Here is a 21,079-nt window from a genome sequence, read left to right on the forward strand (position 1 = left end):
TGGGGGCGGGGTTTCCCGGGAAGGGCTGCGCAGCCGACCCCATCCAGACATCACGACCACAAGAACAATATAGGGACGTGACATGCAACAAGCTCAAGGCCTCACCCGCGGGCTATCTGCCCGACATATCCGTTTCATGGCGCTCGGTTCGGCAATCGGTACCGGGCTTTTCTACGGCTCCGCCTCGGCCATCCAGATGGCCGGGCCAGCCGTGCTGCTGGCCTACCTGATCGGTGGCGCCGCCGTCTTCATGGTCATGCGCGCCCTCGGCGAGATGGCCGTGCACAACCCGGTGGCCGGCTCCTTCGGCCACTACGCCAGTACCTACCTTGGCCCCATGGCTGGCTTCATCCTCGGTTGGACCTACGCCTTCGAGATGGTCATCGTCGCCATCGCCGACGTGACCGCCTTCGGTATCTACATGGGCTTCTGGTTCCCCGAAGTCGCCCGCTGGATCTGGGTGCTGGGCATCGTGTTCCTGATCGGCGGCCTGAACCTGTGCAACGTCAAGGTGTTCGGCGAGATGGAGTTCTGGCTGTCGCTGCTCAAGGTCGGCGCCATCGTCGCGATGATCCTCGCAGGCTTAGGCATCATGGCCTTCGGTTTCAGCCAGGTGGGCACTGGCCACGCTGTCGGCGTGAGCAACCTGTTCGAGCATGGCGGCTTCATGCCCAATGGCGTCAGCGGCCTGATCGCCTCGTTCGCCGTGGTGATGTTCGCCTTCGGCGGCATCGAGATCATCGGCGTTACCGCCGGTGAGGCGAAAGACCCGCAGCGGGTGATCCCGAAGGCGATCAACGCCGTGCCGCTGCGCATTCTGCTGTTCTACGTGCTGACCCTGTTCGTGCTGATGTGCCTGTACCCCTGGCCACAGATCGGCAGCCAAGGCAGCCCGTTCGTGCAGATCTTCAGCAACCTGGGGATTGGTTCGGCGGCAGCGGTGCTCAACATCGTGGTGATTTCGGCAGCCATTTCGGCGATCAACAGCGACATCTTCGGCGCTGGCCGCATGATGTACGGCCTGTCCCAGCACGGCCAGGCGCCGCGTGGCTTCGGCAAGCTGTCCAAGCACGGCGTGCCGTGGATGACCGTGGTCGTCATGGGCGGGGCGCTGCTGATCGGCGTGCTGCTCAACTACCTGATCCCGGAAAACGTGTTCCTGCTGATCGCTTCCATCGCCACCTTCGCTACCGTGTGGGTCTGGCTGATGATCCTGGTCACCCAGGTGGCCATGCGTCGCAGCATGAGCCGTGAGCAGGTGGCGCAACTGAAGTTCCCGGTACCGTTCTGGCCCTATGGCCCGGCCCTGGCCATCGCCTTCATGGTGTTCATCTTCGGTGTGCTCGGTTACTTCCCGGATACCCAGGCGGCATTGATCGTCGGCGTGATCTGGGTGGTGTTCCTGGTCGCCTCCTACCTGCTGTGGTGCAAGCCGCGTGCAGGGCAGGGCGGGTCGGCCCAGGCAGCGGCCGAGCTGCACCGCTAGTTCAGGAGATTGCAAATGAGAACCCTCTGGCAGCACTGCCATGCAGCAACCATGGCCGAGGGCCGTTACTCGATCATCGAGGACGCGGCCATCGTCACCCACGACGGCTTGATCGAATGGATCGGCCCACGGGGTGAACTGCCGCCGGTTGCGGCCGAGCGTACGGTGGACCTGGGCAATGCCTGGGTCACCCCTGGCTTGATCGACTGCCACAGCCACGCGGTCTTCGGTGGCAACCGCAGCGGTGAGTTCGAGCAGCGCCTGCAGGGCGTCAGCTACGCCGAGATCGCCGCCCAGGGCGGCGGCATCGCCAGCACCGTGCGGGCCACCCGCGCGGCCAGCGAGGATGAACTGTTCGCCAGTGCCCGGCAGCGGGTGCTGGCGCTGATGCGCGATGGCGTCACCACGCTCGAGATCAAGTCTGGCTACGGCCTGGACCTGGCCAACGAGCGCAAGATGCTGCGCGTGGCCCGGCGCCTGGGCGAGGAGCTGCCACTGACCGTGCGCAGCACCTGCCTGGCGGCCCATGCGCTACCGCCGGAGTACGCGGGCAGGGCGGACGACTACATTGCCCACATCTGCGACGAAATGCTCCCGGCGCTGGCGGCCGAGGGTCTGGTGGATGCGGTGGATGCGTTCTGCGAGCACCTGGCATTCTCTCCGGCCCAGGTCGAACGCCTGTTCATCAAGGCGCGGGAGTTGGGGCTGCCGGTCAAGCTGCATGCCGAGCAGCTGTCGTCACTGCATGGATCGAGCCTGGCGGCGCGTTACCAGGCGCTGTCGGCCGACCACCTGGAGTTCATGACCGAGGAAGACGCCATCGCCATGGCCGAGGCCGGCACCGTCGCCGTGCTGCTGCCGGGGGCCTTCTACTTCCTGCGTGAAACCCAGCTGCCACCCATGGAGGCCCTGCGCCGTCATGGGGTGAAGATCGCCCTGGCCAGTGACCTCAACCCCGGCACATCGCCGGGGCTGTCACTGCGCCTGATGCTGAACATGGGCTGCACCTGTTTCCGCATGACCCCGGAAGAGGCGCTGGCCGGCGTCACCGTGCATGCCGCCACGGCACTGGGCTTGGGCGACAGCCATGGTTCGCTGGAGGCCGGCAAGGTCGCCGACTTCGTCGCCTGGCAGATCGAGCGCCCCGCCGACCTCAGCTACTGGCTCGGCGGCGACCTGCCCAAGCGCGTGGTGCGCCTGGGTCACGAGATAACTCACTGAGCGAGGCGACATGGACAAGGTATTGAGTTTCCACCAGGGCCGCCTGCCGCTGCTGATCAGCATGCCCCATGCCGGGCTTGGCCTGACCGACGCCGTGCGTGATGGCCTGGTCGACGCGGCGCGCAGCCTGCCCGACACCGATTGGCATATTCCGCAGTTGTACGACTTTGCCCGCGGGCTGGGTGCCAGCGTGGTGGCGGCGGAGTATTCGCGGTTCGTCATCGACCTGAACCGGCCGGATGACGACAAGCCGTTGTACGCCGGGGCTACTACCGGGTTGTATCCGGCGACGCTGTTCGAGGGGGAGCCGTTGTTCAAGGAAGGCCAGGCGCCCAGCGTCGAGCAGCGGGCTGTTTACCTGGAGCAGATCTGGCGGCCGTACCACGACACGATTCGTCGCGAGCTGGCGCGGATGCGTGAAGAGTTTGGTTATGCGTTGTTGTGGGATGCGCACTCGATCCGGTCGGTGATCCCGCATCTGTTTGACGGCAAATTGCCGGATTTCAACCTGGGGACCTTCAATGGCGCCAGTTGCGATCCGGTATTGGCTGAGCGGCTGCAGGGTGTTTGCGCCGAGTTCCCGGCCTATACCCATGTGCTCAATGGCCGCTTCAAAGGCGGGCACATCACTCGCCACTATGGTGATCCGGCCAATCACATCCATGCCGTGCAGCTGGAGCTGGGGCAGTGCACCTATATGAATGAGGTGGAGCCGTTCGCCTACCGCGAAGATCTGGCGCAGCCGACGCAGGTGGTGCTCAAGCGCCTGTTGGAGACGGTGCTGGCGTGGGGTGAGGAGCGGTACCGGGGTGGTTCGCGAGGGTAGGGCGGTCGACCGAGTCAGGGCTGGCAGGTGTTCGCCACGACCCTTTCGGCGCCTATGAAATCGAGCGCCGCCCGCGCGGCGCATCGCTGGCAAGCCAGCTCCCACATCTGTTTCGGGCCAGTCACTCCTGTGATTTCATCGCTGTCCGCCTTGTTGGTACGACGCGGTAGTGAGGTGGGCACTGCTGGCGCCTCGCCTGACTTGAGACATGCACCAAGGCGTGCAGCGGTACCCTCACAGGCATAATTGGCCCGAAACAAATGTGGGAGCTGGCTTGCCAGCGATGCGCCGCGCGGGCGGCGCTCGATCTCGAGGGCGCTGAAGATCCCTTGTCGAACACCTGCCAGCCCTGACGCAATCCCAAACCATGCCCTCCAAAGCATCACGCCCCACCACTCCCCCCACCGCCAACAACCCCAAAACCCCGACGATTCACACGGACACATGCTCTTCGCGCAATTCAGGTTTATGATGCCCAACGGCAGAATAATTCCTCACACGGAGTGCGCAATGCAGACCCTCTACCCGCAGATCAAACCCTACGCCCGGCACGATCTGGCCGTGGAAGCGCCGCATGTGCTGTATGTCGATGAAAGCGGTTCGCCGGAAGGTCTGCCGGTGGTGTTCATCCACGGCGGCCCGGGCGCTGGTTGCGATGCCCAGAGCCGCTGCTACTTCGACCCCAACCTGTACCGCATCATCACCTTCGACCAGCGCGGCTGTGGCCGTTCCACGCCCCATGCGAGCCTGGAGAACAACACCACCTGGCACCTGGTCGAAGACCTCGAGCGTATCCGTGAACACCTGGGGATCGACAAGTGGGTGCTGTTCGGCGGCTCCTGGGGTTCGACCCTGGCCCTGGCCTACGCCCAGACCCACCCCGAGCGCGTCCACGGCCTGATCCTGCGGGGCATCTTCCTGTGCCGCCCGCAGGAAATCAGCTGGTTCTACCAGGAAGGCGCCAGCCGCCTGTTCCCCGACTACTGGCAGGACTACATCGCGCCCATTCCGCCGGAAGAGCGTGGCGACCTGGTCCAGGCTTTCCACAAGCGCCTCACCGGCAATGACCAGATCGCCCAGATGCACGCCGCCAAGGCCTGGTCGACCTGGGAAGGGCGCACTGCGACGCTGCGCCCGAACCCGCTGGTGGTCGACCGCTTCTCCGAGCCGCAGCGCGCACTGTCGATCGCCCGTATCGAATGCCACTACTTCACCAACAATGCCTTCCTCGAAGAAAACCAGCTGATCCGCGACATCCCGAAGATCGCCCACCTGCCGGCGGTGATCGTGCATGGCCGCTACGACGTGATCTGCCCGCTGGACAACGCCTGGGAACTGCACCAGGCCTGGCCTAACAGCGAGCTAAAGGTGATTCGCGATGCCGGCCACGCCGCCTCCGAGCCAGGCATCACCGACGCCCTGGTGCGTGCCGCCGACCAGATGGCCCGGCGCCTGCTCGACCTGCCTTTGGAAGAGGCATGAAGGGCCTGATTCAGCGCGTGCGCGGCGCCCGGGTCGAAGTGGCCGGGGAGATCGTCGGCGCCATCGACCAGGGCCTGCTGGCGCTGGTCGCGGTCGAGCCTGAAGATTCGCCCGAGCACGCCGACAAGCTGTTGCACAAGCTGCTTAACTATCGGGTGTTCAGTGACGAGCAGGGCAAGATGAACCGCTCGCTCAAGGATGTCGGCGGCGGCTTGCTGCTGGTGTCGCAGTTCACCCTGGCCGCCGACACCCGCAATGGCATGCGCCCGAGCTTTTCGACGGCCGCGCCGCCGGCCCTCGGCGCCGAGCTTTTCGACTATCTTTTGCAGCAGGCACGGCGCCAGCACCCCGAGGTGGCGAGCGGTCGCTTCGGTGCAGACATGCAGGTGCATCTGGTGAATGATGGCCCGGTAACATTTATGTTACAAATATGAGGTCAAAAAACCCCTTGTTTGTAGGAAAACAAGGGGTTTTGTACGATAAATAGTTACTCCAGCCTGATGCGTTGTAACGCGACCTGCTGGATAATCGCGCGCTGCTTGAACCTGCGTTCGCAGGTTCGTTTCACTTTGACCCGAGTATTGTCTGGATCCGTTTGGGGAATCATTACGCCCTCACGGGGTCCGAACAGTGCTCGCCAACCCGGCATTGGTCGCTGGCCGTTGGTTTCATGATCTGATTTCGGCGAGGATTGCTCGTGATTGTAAGCCCCAGTTTTGCACCAAGAATTCCCAGCACACGGCTGCGCAAGGCGATGCTCGCCGGCGTCGCGCTGGTCGGCCTGATGAGCGCGGGCCAGTTGTGGGCATTCAATCTGGATGATGTTGCAGCCAAGGCAAAGGATCTGGCCGGCCAGAAGTACGAAGCACCGAAGAGCAACCTGCCGCCGGTGTTCCGCGACATGAAGTACGCCGACTACCAGAAGATCCGCTTCCTGCAGGAAAAGGCCGAGTGGGCCAAGGACAAGACGCCGTTCAAGCTCTCGTTCTACCACCAGGGCATGCACTTCGACACGCCAGTCAAGATCAACCAGATCAGCGCCAAGAAGGTCGAAGAGATCAAGTACGACCCGAGCCGCTTCGAGTTCGGTGACGTGCCGCATGACCCCGACGCCACCAAGAACCTCGGCTACGCCGGCTTCCGGGTGCTCTACCCGATCAACAAGGCCGACAAGCAGGACGAGATCATGACCCTGCTGGGCGCCAGCTACTTCCGCGTGGTCGGCAAGGGCCACCGCTATGGCCTGTCGGCCCGTGGCCTGGCCATCGACACCGCGCTGCCGTCGGGCGAGGAATTCCCGCGCTTCACCGAGTTCTGGATCGAGAAGCCGAAGCCGACCGACAAGCACCTGGTGATCTACGCACTGCTCGACTCGCCGCGCTCCACTGGTGCCTACAAGCTCACCCTGCGTCCGGGTGAAGACACCCTGGTCGACGTCAAATCGCGCGTCTATCTGCGTGACCACGTCAGCCGCCTGGGCGTTGCCCCGCTGACCAGCATGTACCTGTTCGGCCCTAACCAGCCGTCGAAGATCATGAACTACCGCCCAGCGCTGCACGACTCCGAAGGCCTGGCGATCCATGCCGGCAACGGCGAGTGGCTGTGGCGCCCGCTGAACAACCCGAAACATCTGGCTGTGAGCAACTTCAGCGTCGAGAACCCGCGTGGTTTCGGCCTGCTGCAGCGCCAGCGCGACTTCAGCGACTACGAAGACCTCGACGACGAATACGAGAAGCGCCCGAGCGCCTGGATCGAGCCGAAAGGCGACTGGGGCAAAGGCACCGTCGACTTGGTCGAGATCCCGACCGCCGACGAAACCAACGATAACATCGTTGCGTTCTGGAGCCCGGAAACCCTGCCTGAGCCAGGCAAGCCGTTCGAATACGACTACCGCCTGCGCTGGACCATCAAGGAAGACCAGCTGCACTCCCAGGAACTGGGCTGGGTCAAGCAGACCCTGCGTTCCGCCGGTGACGTCAAGCAGTCCAACCTGATCCGCCAGACTGACGGCAGCGTCGCCCTGCTGGTCGATTTCGTCGGCCCGAACCTGGCGGCACTGCCGGCAGACACCGCCGTGCGCAGCCAGGTCAGCGTCGGCGACAACGCCGAAGTGGTCGAGAACAACCTGCGTTATAACCCCGAGACCAAAGGCTGGCGTCTCACCCTGCGCCTGAAGGTGCAGGATCCGAAGAAGTCCACCGAGATGCGCGCCGCGCTGCTGCGTGACGTTCCGGTCGAGCAACCGAAGCCCGCCAAGGAAACCAAACAGGACAAGGCTGCGGCCAAGCACGCTCAGGCCAAGGCCGAGAAAGCCAAGGCCGAGCAACCCGCCGCCGACGCGGCATCCACCACCGGTACCCCGGCCACCACCGAAAAAGTGCTGACCGAGACCTGGAGCTATCAGTTGCCTGCCGATGAGTAACTCAAGCGCAAGGCCGGAATCGCTTGGCGAATACCTGGCCCACCTCCCCCTGAGCGACGAGCAGCGCGCGGAACTCGCCAGCTGCACCTCGTTCGACGAGCTGCACCAACGTCTGGCGGCCAACCCGGCCGCCGGCACCGCCGAGGCCGTGCAGGCCTCGGTGGGCTCCCGTCTTACCGTAGGCAGCGCCGCCGAGCTGGAAGAGGCCGAAATGCTCGGCGTCGACGGCAGCGGGCGGCTGTGCCTGAAGATCGCCCCGCCGATCAAGCGCACCAAGGTCGTGCCCGAGCCATGGCGCACCAACGTGCTGATCCGCATGTGGCGGCGCATGACCGGCCGCACCAACGCCCCGCAGCCGCCCAAGCGCGAGCTGCCGCCGGCGCGCTGGCGCACGGTCGGCTCGATCCGCCGCTATATCCTGCTGACGCTGATGATCGGCCAGACCATCGTCGCCGGCTGGTACATGAAAGGCATCCTGCCATACCAGGGCTGGTCGTTCGTCGACCTCGAGGAAGTGCTGCACCAGCCGCTGTGGGACACCGTGGTACAGGTGTGGCCCTACGCGCTGCAGACCTCCATCCTGATTCTTTTCGGCATCCTGTTCTGCTGGGTTTCGGCGGGCTTCTGGACCGCGTTGATGGGCTTCCTCGAGCTGCTCACCGGGCGTGACAAGTACCGCATCTCTGGCAGCAGTGCCGGCAACGAGCCGATCCCCGCCGAGTCGCGCACCGCGCTGGTGATGCCGATCTGCAACGAAGACGTGCCACGGGTGTTCGCCGGCCTGCGCGCCACCTTCGAGTCGGTGGCTGCCAGCGGCAACCTCGACCGCTTCGACTTCTTCGTGCTCAGCGACACCAACGACACCGACATCGCCGTGGCCGAGCAGCAGGCCTGGCTGGACGTATGCCGTGAGGCCAAGGGCTTCGGCCGCATCTTCTACCGCCGCCGCCGTCGCCGCGTGAAGCGCAAGAGCGGCAACCTCGACGACTTCTGCCGTCGCTGGGGTGGCGAGTACAAGTACATGGTCGTGCTCGACGCCGACAGCGTCATGAGCGGCGAGTGCCTGAGCAGCCTGGTGCGCCTGATGGAGGCCAACCCGGACGCCGGCATCATCCAGACCGGGCCGAAAGCCTCGGGCATGGACACCCTGTATGCGCGCATGCAGCAGTTCGCCACCCGCGTGTATGGCCCGCTGTTCACCGCCGGCCTGCACTTCTGGCAGCTGGGCGAGTCGCACTACTGGGGCCACAACGCGATCATCCGCATGAAGCCGTTCATCGAGCACTGCGCCCTGGCGCCGTTGCCCGGCAAGGGCGCCTTCGCCGGTGCGATTCTCTCCCACGACTTCGTCGAAGCCGCGCTGATGCGCCGTGCCGGCTGGGGCGTGTGGATTGCCTACGACCTGCCGGGCAGTTACGAAGAATTGCCGCCGAACCTGCTCGACGAGCTCAAGCGTGACCGCCGCTGGTGCCACGGCAACCTGATGAACTTCCGCCTGTTCCTGGTCAAGGGCATGCATCCGGTGCACCGTGCGGTGTTCCTCACCGGGGTGATGTCGTACCTGTCGGCGCCGCTGTGGTTCCTGTTCCTGGTGCTGTCGACCGCGCTGCTGGCGACCAACACCCTGATGGAGCCGCAGTACTTCATCGAGCCGTTCCAGCTCTACCCGTTGTGGCCGCAGTGGCACCCGGAGAAAGCCATCGCGCTGTTCTCCACCACCATCGTGCTGCTGTTCCTGCCCAAGCTGCTCAGCGTCATCCTGATCTGGGCCAAGGGCGCCACCGAGTTCGGCGGGCGCATCAAGGTCACCCAGTCGATGCTGATGGAGATGCTGTTCTCCATGCTGCTGGCGCCGGTGCGGATGATCTTCCACACCCGTTTCGTACTGGCCGCGTTCCTCGGCTGGGCCGCGACCTGGAACTCGCCGCAGCGTGACGACGACTCCACGCCGTGGAGCGAAGCGGTGCGTCGCCACGGCCCGCAGACCCTGCTGGGCTTTGCCTGGGCCGCGCTGGTGGCCTGGCTGAACCCGAGCTTCCTGTGGTGGCTGGCGCCTATCGTTGGCTCGCTGCTGCTGTCGATCCCGGTGTCGGTGATCTCCAGCCGCACGCGCCTGGGCCTGGCGGCCAAGGACGAGAAGCTGTTCCTTATCCCCGAGGAGTACGCCACGCCTCAGGAGCTGCTGGCCACCGACCAGTACACCCACGAGAACCGCTGGCACGCCCTGCACGACGGCTTCGTCCGCGCCGTGGTCGACCCGCGCCAGAACGCCCTGGCCTGCGCCATGGCCACTGCGCGCCATGGTCAGTCCAAGGCGATCGAAACCTTGCGTGACGAGCGCGTGGCCAAGGCGCTGGAAGTAGGCCCCAAAGGCCTGGACGGCAACACCCGCCTGGCCTTGCTGAGCGACCCGGTGGCGCTGTCGCGCCTGCACGGGCAGGTCTGGGCCGAGCACAACGCGGCGTGGATCGATGTGTGGCGTGCGTCGATCGACAACGACCCGCACTCGCCGTTGCTGCCGTTGCATCCGGAGAACCAGGCACAGCCAGCTCTGGCTTGATTCGCTGTAGCACCATCGCGGGGCAAGCCCGCTCCCACGCCGCCGCCACAATCAGGAAAACCTTCATGACTCCCCCCAGGTGCTGATCAACCCATGCAGGCCATGCAAAGGCACGGCCAGCCAGCTCGGCCGGTTCTCGGCTTCGTAGCTGATTTCATAGGCGGCTTTTTCCAGGCAGAACAGTTCCAGTGCGGCGCGCTCGCCCTCGGCCTGCTGCCAGGCATGGGGCATGGCGGCGGTGGCCAGGCCATAGGCTTCGACGAAGGCGTGACGCGACTGGTGCAGGTACTGCCGAGCAACCCGCTGACGGGCCTGGCGCGCCGCGTCGGAGAGGTCTACCGCCGAGGCGCTGCGCAGGATCATGGCAGCAGCATAGTCGAAGGATCGCAATACGCCGCTGACATCCTTGTAAGGGCTGTGTCTGGCCCGGCGCTCGTCCAGCGGCCGCGCCGGTTCGCCCTCGAAATCGATCAGGTAGGCATCGCCCTGCACCACCAGCACCTGGCCCAGGTGCAGGTCGCCGTGTACACGCATCAACAATCCGCCCTGGGCCTGACGGGCCAGGTTGTCGATGTGCTGGCGCAAGCCTTGGCGTTGTTGCTGCAGGTCGTCGACCAGGGCCTGGCTGTCAGTGTCCAGGCTGTTGCGGTGCTCGGCCAGCAGGTCCAGGGCATGCTCGAGCTCGGTGCTGATCTGCCGGCTCCAGCGCTCGCTGTCGCGGGCATCGCTCGGCCGCGGCTGGAACGCTTCATCATCGGTGGGCGCCGCCAGCAGCAGGTGCATCTCGCCCAGGCGCTGGCCCAGCAAGGCGGCGAAGCCGGTGAGTTCGGCCAAGGCGTCGGTGTGCGCCTCCTGCTCACTGCGGGTCGGTTCCATCTCGTCGCGGATCGCCCGTTCCAGGGTGTTCTGGGTCCAGTCCCAGGCATCGCCCTGGTTGCTCAGGTAGCCCTGGGCGATCATCAGCAGGGTTGCTTGATCGCTTTCGTCGACGCGGCTGACCCAAGCCAGCAAAGGCGAGATATTGGCAAAGCCGGCAGCAGTGAGGTAGGCGCTCATCTCCAGCTCCGGGTGGATCCCCGGGTTGACCCGGCGGATCAGCTTGAGCACCAGGCTGCCGCCCACCACCACCGAGCTGTTGGACTGCTCCGCGCCCAGGTAGCGCACCTCGCTCTCTTCATCGAGCGCCAGCGCCGCCAGTTGCTCGGTGCACTGGAAACGCAGTTCGCCCAGGCCGTCGCCACAGGGCAGGCGCAGGCCGTCACGGCAGCCGCGCAGCACAGCACGGATGAAGGGCTCGAGGACGAAGGCATCGGTGATCAGCCCCACCTGACGACCACGGCGCACCCGCGACAGCGCCAGTTGCTGGGGCAGCGCGGCGTTGATCTGCTCCTCCGGCAACAACCCGAACGGCAGTTGGTAGTGGGTCACCACACCATTGCTGTGCACCTCCAGCTCGCCGAGCAATGCCGGCAAGGTCGCGGTGGCGAAGCGTACGCCGTAACGCAGGTGCACCTGGTCGATCGGCCCTTCCTTACCGGCGAACCAGCGCCGCTTGGGCAGGTACTGGGGCAGGATCGCGCTTTCCAGGGTGCCCCGGGACGGCGCTTCGAGCAGCTCTTCCATGCGCTTGCGCAGCACCAGGGTGGTCAGCTCGGGCAGGCCTTCGGTGGGCTGCACATGCCAGCTGGGCATGCGGTCGTGGGCGGCCAGCAGGAACCAGTAGAAGCCGTATGGCGCCAGGGTAAGCAGGAACGGCAACTGGCCGATGGGCGGGAACGCGCTGCCACCGAGCATCTCCACCGGCACCCGTTCGGCGTACTGCGAAAGCTCCAGCTCCGCGGCCTGGGCGGCGCGTGAAACGTTGGCCACGCACAGCACCACTTCACTGTTGCCCTCGGCATCGGTGTACTCGCGGATATAGGCGAGGATGCGCCGGTTGCTCGGGGTCAGCATTTTCAAGGTGCCACGGCCAAAGGCCTTCTGCTGGTTGCGCACCGACAGCAGGCGGCGGTTCCAGTTGAGCAGCGAGTGCGGGTCGTGGGCCTGGGCCTCGACGTTGATGGTCTGGTAGCCGTACAGCGGGTCCATGATCGGGGGCAGCACCAGGCGCTGCGGCTCGGCCTTGGAGAAACCGCCGTTACGGTCCGGCGACCACTGCATGGGGGTGCGCACGCCGTCGCGGTCGCCCAGGTAGATGTTGTCGCCCATGCCCAGTTCGTCGCCGTAGTACAGCGTGGGCGTGCCGGGCATCGACAGCAGCAGGCTGGTCAGCAGCTCGATGCGCCGCCGGTCGCGCTGCAGCAAGGGCGCCAGGCGGCGGCGGATGCCTAGGTTGATGCGCGCGCGACGGTCTTCGGCGTAGTAGTTCCACAGGTAGTCGCGCTCGCGGTCGGTGACCATTTCCAGCGTCAGCTCATCGTGGTTGCGCAGGAAGATCGCCCATTGACAGTTGGCGGGGATCTCCGGGGTCTGGCGCAGGATATCGGTGATCGGGAAGCGGTCTTCCATGGCCAGGGCCATGTACATGCGCGGCATCAGCGGGAAGTGGAAGGCCATGTGGCATTCGTCGCCTTCACCTTCGCCGAAGTACGGCCGGGTGTCCTCCGGCCACTGGTTGGCCTCGGCCAGCAGCATGCGGTCGGGGTAGTTGGCGTCGATCTCGGCGCGGATCGCCTTGAGCACTGTGTGGGTCTCAGGCAGGTTCTCGTTGTTGGTGCCGTCGCGCTCGATCAGGTAGGGGATGGCGTCCAGGCGCAGACCATCGACGCCGATGTCGAGCCAGAAGCGCATCACCCCGATCACGGCCTTGAGCACCTGCGGGTTGTCGAAGTTCAGGTCCGGCTGATGCGAGTAGAAGCGGTGCCAGAAGTACTGGCCGGCCACTGGGTCCCAGGTCCAGTTGGACTTTTCGGTGTCGAGGAAGATGATCCGGGTGCCGTCGTACTTCTGGTCATCGTCCGACCACACGTAGAAATCCCGGGCCTTGCTGCCGCGCTTGGCGTGGCGGGCGCGCTGGAACCAGGGGTGTTGGTCGGAGGTGTGGTTGATGACCAGTTCGGTGATCACCCGCAGGCCGCGTTTGTGGGCCTCGGCGATGAAGCGTTTGGCGTCGGCCATGCTGCCGTAGTCCGGGTGCACGGCTTTGTATTCGCCGATGTCGTAGCCGTCGTCGCGCCGTGGCGAGGGGTAGAACGGCAGCAGCCAGAGGGTGTTGACGCCAAGTTCGGCGATGTAGTCGAGCTTGCTGATCAAGCCGGCGAAATCGCCGATGCCGTCGTTGTTCGCGTCGAAGAACGATTTCACGTGCAGCTGGTAGATCACCGCGTCCTTGTACCAGAGGGGATCGTCGATGAAGGCTGCCGGGCGGGAACGCTTGGCCATGTGCGACTCCTTTCGGTTCTCGGTTTGACGCGCCCCCTGTGGGAGCGGGTTTACCCGCGAAACAGACTCCGCGGTGTGTGGCACCGGCGTTGCCGGTGTTCGCGGGTAAACCCGCTCCCACAAAATCGCTTACCCCATCCGTTCAATGCGCCAGATGCCGAACGGCTGGTGCCAGGGCTCTATGCGCATCCACTGGGTCTTGCCGTGCCAGGTCCAGCGGTGCCCGGTCATCAGGTCCTCGCCCTGGGTGTCGGCGTTGTCATCCAGGCCCAGCTCCCACAGTGGCAGCTCGAAGCTGGCCTCCTGGGCGTTGTGCGGGTCGAGGCTGATGGCGACGAGGATGTAGTTGTCGCGCTCGGCGGTGCGCTTGGCGAAGAACAGGATCTGCTCGTTCCAGCAGTTGAGGAAGAGCACGCCCAGGTGGGTCTGCAGGGCCCGGTTGTGCCGGCGGATGCGGTTGAGCTGGGCGATTTCGGCGACGATATTGCCGGGCTGGTTGAAGTCGCGCGGGCGGATCTGGTACTTCTCCGAGTCCAGGTACTCCTCTTTGCCGGGCAGCGGCGTGCCTTCGCACAGTTCGAAACCCGAATACATGCCCCACAGCCCTGAGCCCATGGTCGCCAGCGCGGCGCGGATCAGAAAGCCCGCGCGGCCAGAGGTGTGCAGAAAGAACGGGTTGATGTCCGGCGTATTGACGAAGAAGTTGGGCCGGTAACACAGGCTCCACGGTGGCTGGTTGAGTTCTTCGAAGTACTCGCGCAGCTCCTGCTTGCTGTTGCGCCAGGTGAAGTAGGTGTAGCTCTGGGCGTACCCCACCTTGCCCAGCCGCGCCATCATCGCCGGGCGGGTGAAGGCTTCGGCGAGGAAGATCACTTCGGGGTGCTGGCTGCGCACATTGGCGATCAGCCATTGCCAGAACGGCAGCGGCTTGGTGTGCGGGTTGTCGACGCGGAAGGTCTTGACCCCCTCCTCGACCCAGCCGACCACCACGTCGCGCAGGGCCAGCCACAGGCTGGGCACCGCCTCGGCGGCGTAGAAATCGACGTTGACGATGTCCTGGTACTTTTTCGGCGGGTTCTCGGCATAGCGGATGGTGCCGTCGAGGCGCCAGCTGAACCATCCGGGGTGCTCCTTCAACCAGGGGTGGTCCTGGGAGCACTGGATGGCGAAGTCCAGGGCGATCTCCAGGCCGTGTTCGGCGGCGGCGGCCACCAGGCGGCGGAAGTCTTCGCGGCTGCCCAGCTGTGGGTGGATGGCGTCGTGGCCGCCTTCGGGGCTGCCGATGGCGTAGGGGCTGCCGGGGTCGCCGGGCTCGGCCTGCAAAGCGTTGTTGCGGCCCTTGCGGTGTTGCAGGCCGATGGGGTGAATGGGCGGGAAGTACAGCACGTCGAAGCCCATGTCGCGGATCATCGGCAGGCGCTGGTGCACATCATTGAAGGTGCCGTGGCGCTCGGGGTCGTCGGTGACCGAACGTGGGAACAGCTCGTACCAGCTGGCGAACATCGCGGCTTCGCGGTCCACGTCCAGGGGGAACTCGGGGCTGCGGGTGAGGTAGCTGCGGTGCTCGGCCTCGCTCATCAACCGGGTGACATCGGGGTGCAGCAGCTGCGCCACCTGGTCATCCACCGACAACTCCGGCAGGCGCTGCTGCAAGGCTTGCAACTGCTCGCGCAACAGGCCTTCGTTGCGCTGGATGCCCTGCCCCAGCAGCACACGGCCCTCTTGCAGTTCGAGCTGTACGTCCTGGCCTGCGGCGTACTTCTTCTCCAGGTCGTGGCAATAGGTGGCGAACGGGTCGATCCAGGCTTCGATGCTGAACAGGTGCAGGCCCAGCTCGCCGGGTGTGAAGTCGGCCAGCCACAGGTCGTTGCCCGGCGAGTGCATGGCCACACCGTGCCAGCGACGGCTGTGGGCCTGGCGCCAGTACAGCATCACCGCCAGGCGGTCGTGGCCGTCGGCGTACACCTTGGCGCTGACGTCGACCTTGTGCCCGCGCACTGCCTTGGCGGCAAAGGTACCGCCGTCTATCACGGGCGTCGCGTCCTCGATCACGATGCGTGGCGCCAGCAACGCCTGGGAAAGGCTGATGGCCTGGTCCGGGTGGTCACCTGCCATGGGTACGCTTTCGAAGGGCTCACTACCTGTCATCGCACTCGCTCCGTGGGGATTGTGGCGGTAAGGGTTCAGAGCCGTGCTCGAGGGTGGGGTTCAATAAAATTGAGCGAATGGCGCCAGGCGTGGGTCGAAGCCTGCGACACCTCTTCATTCATCCCGCGAGGTCAGGCCCATGAGTATTCCCATTCCACCGGAGACACCCGACCCGAACATCGACGACCCGACATTGCCGCCGCCGGTGCCCGAGGAAGATCCGGACGAAGCGCCGATCAAGCCGTGCGTGCCGCCCACAGTGGGCGACCCGCCGAGCGAGGAGCCGCCGGTGAGAGGTAGAGGATAGACGGCACCCGGCGTTTCGTGCGGCGTATCTGTAGGAGCCAGCCTCGTTGGCGCCTACAGGGTGAATGCACAGAATCATGAACGGCGCACCTGGCATTTCTACCAGTAGCGCAGGCAGCATTGAGGCGCGTACAGAGGAGCCACCCTTTCAAGGCTGACTTCGGTATGCGCTCCCGGCTCTACATCTCTGCTCGCCTGCTGTGGATCATCGCCAACTTCCTCGAACAGTGGTCATACAGGATCACGCCTGACGTCTCCATGGACGAGCTGGGGGCGGACAGCTTCGACATGGTCGAACTTCAAGCGCTGATCGAGGAAGCATTCGACATCTGCATTCCTCACCAGATCCGAACCTATGTGACCTTCGTCGAGCTGGTTGAGCTGGTGTATCGGGCGATGCCGCCCACTACCCACCCAGCTCCTCGACACTGATCTCGCGCATCCGGAACTTCTGCACCTTCCCCGTCACCGTCATCGGGAACTCATCGACAAAGCGAAAATGCCGTGGTGCCTTGAAATGCGCCAAGCGCGCCTTGCACCACTGCTGCAATTCATCAGCCGTAGCGCTGTGGCCAGGGTGCAGACGAACCCAGGCCACCACCTCCTCGCCGTACTTGCTGCACGGAATCCCCACCACCTGCGCCTCGGCCACCGCTGGGTGGGTATGGAAGAACTCTTCCAGCTCACGCGGATAGATGTTCTCGCCACCGCGAATGATCATGTCCTTGTTGCGCCCGACGATGCGCACGTAACCCTGCTCGTCCATCACTGCCAGATCACCGGTGCGCATCCAGCGGGCCGGATCGATGGCGTCATGGGTGGCCTGCAGGTTGTCCCAGTAGCCGAGCATCACGCTGTAGCCGCGGGTGCACAGCTCGCCGATCTGGCCACGTGGGACGATGCAGCCGTCGGCGTCCACCAGCTTGGTTTCCAGCTGCGGCTGGGTGCGGCCGACCGTGGTCACGCGCAGCTCCAGCTCGTCATCAGGGCCGGTTTGCAGCGACACCGGGCTGGTCTCGGTCATGCCATAGGCGATCTGCACCTCGGCCATGTGCATCTGTTCGATGACCTTGCGCATCACCTCGATCGGGCAGGTGGCGCCGGCCATGATGCCGCTGCGCAGGGTCGAGAGGTCCAGCTGCGGGCGCGACGGGTGGTCGAGCATGGCGATGAACATGGTCGGCACGCCATAGAGGATGCTGGCGCGCTCTTCGGCCACGGCGCGCAGGGTGAGCTCGGCGTCGAAGGCGTCGTTGGGGTAGACCATGGTGCTGCCGTGGGTGATGCAACCGAGGTTGGCCATGACCATGCCGAAGCAGTGGTACAGCGGCACCGGGATCACCATGCGGTCGTGTTCGGTAAGGCCAAGGCTTTCGCCGACCATGTAGCCGTTGTTGAGGATGTTGTAGTGGCTCAGGGTCGCGCCTTTGGGCGCGCCGGTGGTGCCGGAGGTGTACTGGATGTTCACTGGCTGGTCGAACTGCAGGCTGTTCTGGCGCTGCTCGAAGCTGACCGGGTCGATCTCCCCTGCCCGCCCGGCCAATGCGGCCCAAGGCAGGAAACCTGCCGGCGCTGCGGCGGCCAGGCTGATCACCCCGCGCAGGTCGGGCAGGCGCTCGCTGTGCAATTGGCCAAGCGCATGGTTCGCCAGCTCCGGCACCAGCTCCTGCACCATGGCGTGGTAGTCGGAGGTCTTGAACGCATCGGCGCACACCAGCCAACGGCAGCCAGACTGGCGTAGCACATACTCAAGCTCGCCCACCCGATAGGCCGGGTTGATGTTGACCAGGATCGCGCCAACCTTGGCTGTGGCCAGCTGCAGGATGCACCACTGGGCGCAGTTGGGTGCCCAGATGCCGACCCGCTCGCCGCCGGACACGCCCAGCGCCATCAGCGCCCGGGCGTGCAGCTCGACCTGTACGGCCAGTTCGCGCCAGCTGTAGCGCAGGCCCTGGTGCCGCACCACCAGCGCCTCGCGCTCGGCATGGCGGGCCACGGTGGCGTCGAAGGCCTGGCCGATGGTCAGGGTCAGTAACGGGTGGTCCTGGCGGCCGCGGGTATAGCTTGGTTGAGGCATGGTTGTCCCTTCTTGTGGTTGTTCTGGGCATGACTGAAGCAGGCGGCGATTACTCTGGCGCAGATTTACGTTTACGTAAAGGTGATGATCTGATTGACAGTGCCGAGAGGCAGGTTTACGTTAACGTCAACCACGAACACACCGTCCCTGTGGGAGCGGGCTTGCCCGCGATGAGGCCGGACCAGGCGATACCGCTGGCCGTTCTGACGGGCATCGCGGGCAAGCCCGCTCCCACAGGATCGGTGTGGTACCTCGAACTTCAAGAACAAGAAGGTGCCCACATGCATTACCCCAGCCTGAACTTCGCCCTGGGCGAAACCATCGACATGCTCCGCGACCAGGTGCGCACCTTCGTCGCCGCCGAGCTGGCCCCGCGCGCCGCACAGATCGACCACGACAACCTGTTCCCCGCCGACATGTGGCGCAAGTTCGGCGACATGGGCCTCTTGGGCATCACGGTTTCGGAAGAGTACGGCGGCGCCGGTCTGGGCTACCTGGCCCACGTGGTCTCGATGGAAGAAATCAGCCGCGGGTCGGCCTCGGTGGCCCTGTCCTACGGCGCCCACTCCAACCTGTGCGTCAACCAGATCAACCGCAACGGCACCCACGAGCAGAAACTCAAGTACCTGCCCAAGCTGATCAGCGGCGAGCACATCGGCGCCCTGGCCATGAGCGAACCCAACGCCGGCTCCGACGTGGTGTCGATGAAGCTGCGCGCCGAAAAACGCGGCGACCGCTATGTGCTCAACGGCAGCAAGACCTGGATCACCAACGGCCCCGACGCCAACACCTATGTGATCTACGCCAAGACCGATCTGGACAAGGGCCCCCACGGCATCACCGCGTTCATCGTCGAGCGCGACTGGAAGGGTTTCAGCCGCAGCAACAAGTTCGACAAGCTGGGCATGCGCGGCTCCAACACCTGCGAGCTGTTCTTCGATGACGTGGAAGTACCGGAAGAGAACATCCTCGGCCAGCTCAACGGCGGTGTGCGGGTGCTGATGAGCGGCCTGGACTACGAGCGCGTGGTGCTCTCGGGCGGCCCGACCGGCATCATGCAGAGCTGCATGGACCTGGTGGTGCCCTACATTCACGACCGCAAACAGTTCGGCCAGAGCATCGGCGAGTTCCAGCTGATCCAGGGCAAGATCGCCGACATGTACACCCAGCTCAACGCCAGCCGCGCCTACCTGTACGCCGTGGCCCAGGCGTGCGACCGCGGCGAGACCACCCGCAAGGACGCCGCCGGGGTGATCCTGTACACCGCCGAGCGCGCCACGCAGATGGCCCTGGAGGCGATCCAGATCCTCGGCGGCAACGGCTACATCAATGAGTTCCCGGCCGGCCGCCTGCTGCGCGATGCCAAGCTGTACGAAATCGGCGCCGGCACCAGCGAGATCCGCCGGATGCTGATCGGTCGCGAACTGTTCAACGAAACCCGCTGAAGAAGCTTCAAGCAGCAAGCTACAAGCGGCAAGTAACAGCCCTGCACGCTTGTAGCCACAACACTGAACCATCTTGCAGCTTGAAGCTTGAAGCTTGATTCTGCGCGAGGAGTCATGATGATCCTGAAGTCACAGTTGAACGTTAAGTCACCAGAGTTCGCGCAGAGCCGGGCCGCCATGGCGGCGCAGGTCCAGGCCCTGCGCGGCCTGCTCGCCCAAGTCAGTCAAGGCGGCGGGCCCAAGGCCCAGCAGCGGCATACCTCACGGGGCAAGCTGCTGCCGCGCGAGCGGATCGACCGCCTGCTCGACCCGGGTTCGGCGTTCCTCGAGATTGGCCAGCTGGCCGCCCATGAGGTGTACGGCGAGGACGTACCCGCCGCTGGCGTGATCGCCGGTATCGGCCGCGTCGAGGGCGTGGAGTGCATGATCGTGGCCAACGACGCCACGGTCAAAGGCGGCTCCTACTACCCGCTGACGGTGAAAAAGCACCTGCGCGCCCAAACCATCGCCCTGCAGAACCGCCTGCCGTGCATCTACCTGGTGGACTCCGGCGGGGCCAACCTGCCACGCCAGGACGAGGTGTTCCCCGACCGCGAGCACTTCGGGCGGATCTTCTTCAACCAGGCCAACATGAGTGCGCTGGGCATCCCGCAGATCGCCGTGGTGATGGGCTCGTGCACCGCCGGTGGCGCCTATGTGCCGGCCATGGCCGACGAGGCGATCATGGTGCGCCAGCAGGCGACCATCTTCCTCGCCGGCCCGCCATTGGTGAAAGCGGCGACCGGTGAGGTGGTCAGCGCCGAGGACCTCGGCGGCGCCGACGTGCACTGTCGCACCAGCGGCGTGGCCGACCACTATGCCGACAACGATGAACACGCCCTGGCCATCGCCCGGCGCAGCGTGGCCAACCTCAACTGGCACAAACTCGGCAAGCTGCAATGCCAGGCACCGATTGCACCGCTGTATGGCGCCGAAGAGTTGTATGGCGTGGTACCGGCCGATGCCAAGCAGCCATTCGATGTGCGCGAGGTGATTGCGCGCCTGGTCGACGGTTCGGTGTTCGATGAATTCAAGGCACTGTTCGGCACCACCCTGGTCTGTGGTTTCGCCCACCTGCACGGCTACCCGGTGGCGATCCTGGCCAACAACGGCATCCTGTTCGCCGAAGCTGCACAAAAAGGCGCGCACTTCATCGAGCTGGCCTGCCAGCGCGGCATCCCGCTGCTGTTCCTACAGAACATCACCGGCTTCATGGTCGGCAAGAAGTACGAAGAAAGCGGCATCGCCAAGCACGGCGCCAAACTGGTAACCGCAGTGGCCTGTGCCCAGGTGCCGAAGTTCACGGTGATCATCGGCGGCAGCTTCGGTGCCGGCAACTACGGCATGTGCGGCCGCGCCTACGACCCGCGCTTTTTGTGGATGTGGCCCAATGCGCGGATCGGCGTGATGGGTGCCGAACAGGCGGCCGGCGTACTGGCCCAGGTCAAGCGCGAGCAGAGCGAGCGCAGCGGCGAAGTGTTCAGCCTGGAAGACGAGAAGAAGCTCAAGCAGCCGATCCTCGACCAGTACGAGCACCAGGGGCACCCCTACTACTCCAGCGCCCGGCTGTGGGACGACGGCGTCATTGACCCGGCGCAGACCCGCGACGTGCTCGGCCTGGCGCTGTCCGCCGCGTTGAACGCCCCGATCGAACAGAGCCGCTTCGGCATTTTCCGGATGTGACCC

General features: G+C 65.0%; 14 protein-coding genes. 11 read left to right on the top strand and 3 right to left on the bottom strand.

From position 1 onward, the window contains the following. Positions 1–82: 82 nt before the first annotated feature. The 7 genes from ABE459_RS03390 (at position 83) to mdoH (ending at position 9,997) form a co-directional block, all read left to right on the top strand. Positions 83–1,486 (top strand): amino acid permease, encoded by a 1,404-nt coding sequence (locus ABE459_RS03390; RefSeq protein WP_258705256.1) that lies wholly within the window; start codon positions 83–85, stop codon positions 1,484–1,486. Positions 1,487–1,501: 15 nt separating this feature from the next. Further along, complete coding sequence (gene hutI, locus ABE459_RS03395; protein WP_323830754.1) at positions 1,502–2,707, top strand: imidazolonepropionase; 1,206 nt, start codon at positions 1,502–1,504, stop codon at positions 2,705–2,707. A 10-nt stretch (positions 2,708–2,717) separates the two neighbouring features. Then, positions 2,718–3,533 carry an N-formylglutamate deformylase gene (gene hutG, locus ABE459_RS03400; protein WP_346647916.1) on the top strand — a complete coding sequence of 272 codons (816 nt, stop codon included), beginning with the start codon at positions 2,718–2,720 and terminating at the stop codon, positions 3,531–3,533. A 510-nt stretch (positions 3,534–4,043) separates the two neighbouring features. Then, positions 4,044–5,015, top strand: a complete 972-nt coding sequence (gene pip / locus ABE459_RS03405) for a prolyl aminopeptidase (protein ID WP_125465856.1) — start codon at positions 4,044–4,046, stop codon at positions 5,013–5,015. After that, on the top strand, positions 5,012–5,449 hold the full coding sequence (dtd, locus tag ABE459_RS03410; RefSeq protein ID WP_323830752.1) for a D-aminoacyl-tRNA deacylase: 438 nt from the start codon (positions 5,012–5,014) through the stop codon (positions 5,447–5,449). The genes pip and dtd overlap by 4 nt, the downstream gene beginning before the upstream one ends. 263 nt (positions 5,450–5,712) lie before the next feature. Continuing rightward, positions 5,713–7,437 (top strand): glucan biosynthesis protein G, encoded by a 1,725-nt coding sequence (locus ABE459_RS03415; RefSeq protein WP_309474906.1) that lies wholly within the window; start codon positions 5,713–5,715, stop codon positions 7,435–7,437. Continuing rightward, complete coding sequence (gene mdoH / locus ABE459_RS03420) at positions 7,430–9,997, top strand: glucans biosynthesis glucosyltransferase MdoH (protein WP_323830751.1); 2,568 nt, start codon at positions 7,430–7,432, stop codon at positions 9,995–9,997. The genes ABE459_RS03415 and mdoH overlap by 8 nt, the downstream gene beginning before the upstream one ends. A gap of 63 nt (positions 9,998–10,060) precedes the next feature. Here the strand turns inward: mdoH and treS are convergent, their stop codons facing one another. Beyond that, positions 10,061–13,378 (bottom strand): maltose alpha-D-glucosyltransferase, encoded by a 3,318-nt coding sequence (gene treS / locus ABE459_RS03425; protein WP_125463531.1) that lies wholly within the window; start codon positions 13,376–13,378, stop codon positions 10,061–10,063. Positions 13,379–13,507: 129 nt separating this feature from the next. Beyond that, positions 13,508–15,526, bottom strand: a complete 2,019-nt coding sequence (locus ABE459_RS03430; protein WP_323833721.1) for an alpha-1,4-glucan--maltose-1-phosphate maltosyltransferase — start codon at positions 15,524–15,526, stop codon at positions 13,508–13,510. A 139-nt stretch (positions 15,527–15,665) separates the two neighbouring features. Between ABE459_RS03430 and ABE459_RS03435 the strand changes: the two genes are divergently transcribed. Continuing rightward, positions 15,666–15,833: a hypothetical protein gene (locus ABE459_RS03435; protein ID WP_323833719.1), complete on the top strand. Its 168-nt coding sequence runs from the start codon at positions 15,666–15,668 to the stop codon at positions 15,831–15,833. A 164-nt stretch (positions 15,834–15,997) separates the two neighbouring features. Then, positions 15,998–16,264 (top strand): acyl carrier protein, encoded by a 267-nt coding sequence (locus tag ABE459_RS03440; RefSeq protein ID WP_258706166.1) that lies wholly within the window; start codon positions 15,998–16,000, stop codon positions 16,262–16,264. Here the strand turns inward: ABE459_RS03440 and ABE459_RS03445 are convergent. Then, entirely contained in the window at positions 16,239–17,909 is a 1,671-nt protein-coding gene (locus tag ABE459_RS03445) for an AMP-binding protein (RefSeq protein WP_323833716.1), read from the bottom strand. The genes ABE459_RS03440 and ABE459_RS03445 overlap by 26 nt on opposite strands. 281 nt (positions 17,910–18,190) lie before the next feature. Between ABE459_RS03445 and ABE459_RS03450 the strand changes: the two genes are divergently transcribed. Both ABE459_RS03450 and ABE459_RS03455 read left to right on the top strand, forming a co-directional pair. After that, complete coding sequence (locus tag ABE459_RS03450; protein WP_125858161.1) at positions 18,191–19,354, top strand: isovaleryl-CoA dehydrogenase; 1,164 nt, start codon at positions 18,191–18,193, stop codon at positions 19,352–19,354. Between the two features lie 114 nt (positions 19,355–19,468). Further along, positions 19,469–21,076, top strand: a complete 1,608-nt coding sequence (locus tag ABE459_RS03455) for a carboxyl transferase domain-containing protein (RefSeq protein WP_323833714.1) — start codon at positions 19,469–19,471, stop codon at positions 21,074–21,076. Positions 21,077–21,079: the final 3 nt, after the last annotated feature.

Origin of the sequence: Pseudomonas sp. TWI923 (assembly GCF_039673365.1) — a bacterium.
GTDB lineage: Bacteria > Pseudomonadota > Gammaproteobacteria > Pseudomonadales > Pseudomonadaceae > Aquipseudomonas > Aquipseudomonas sichuanensis.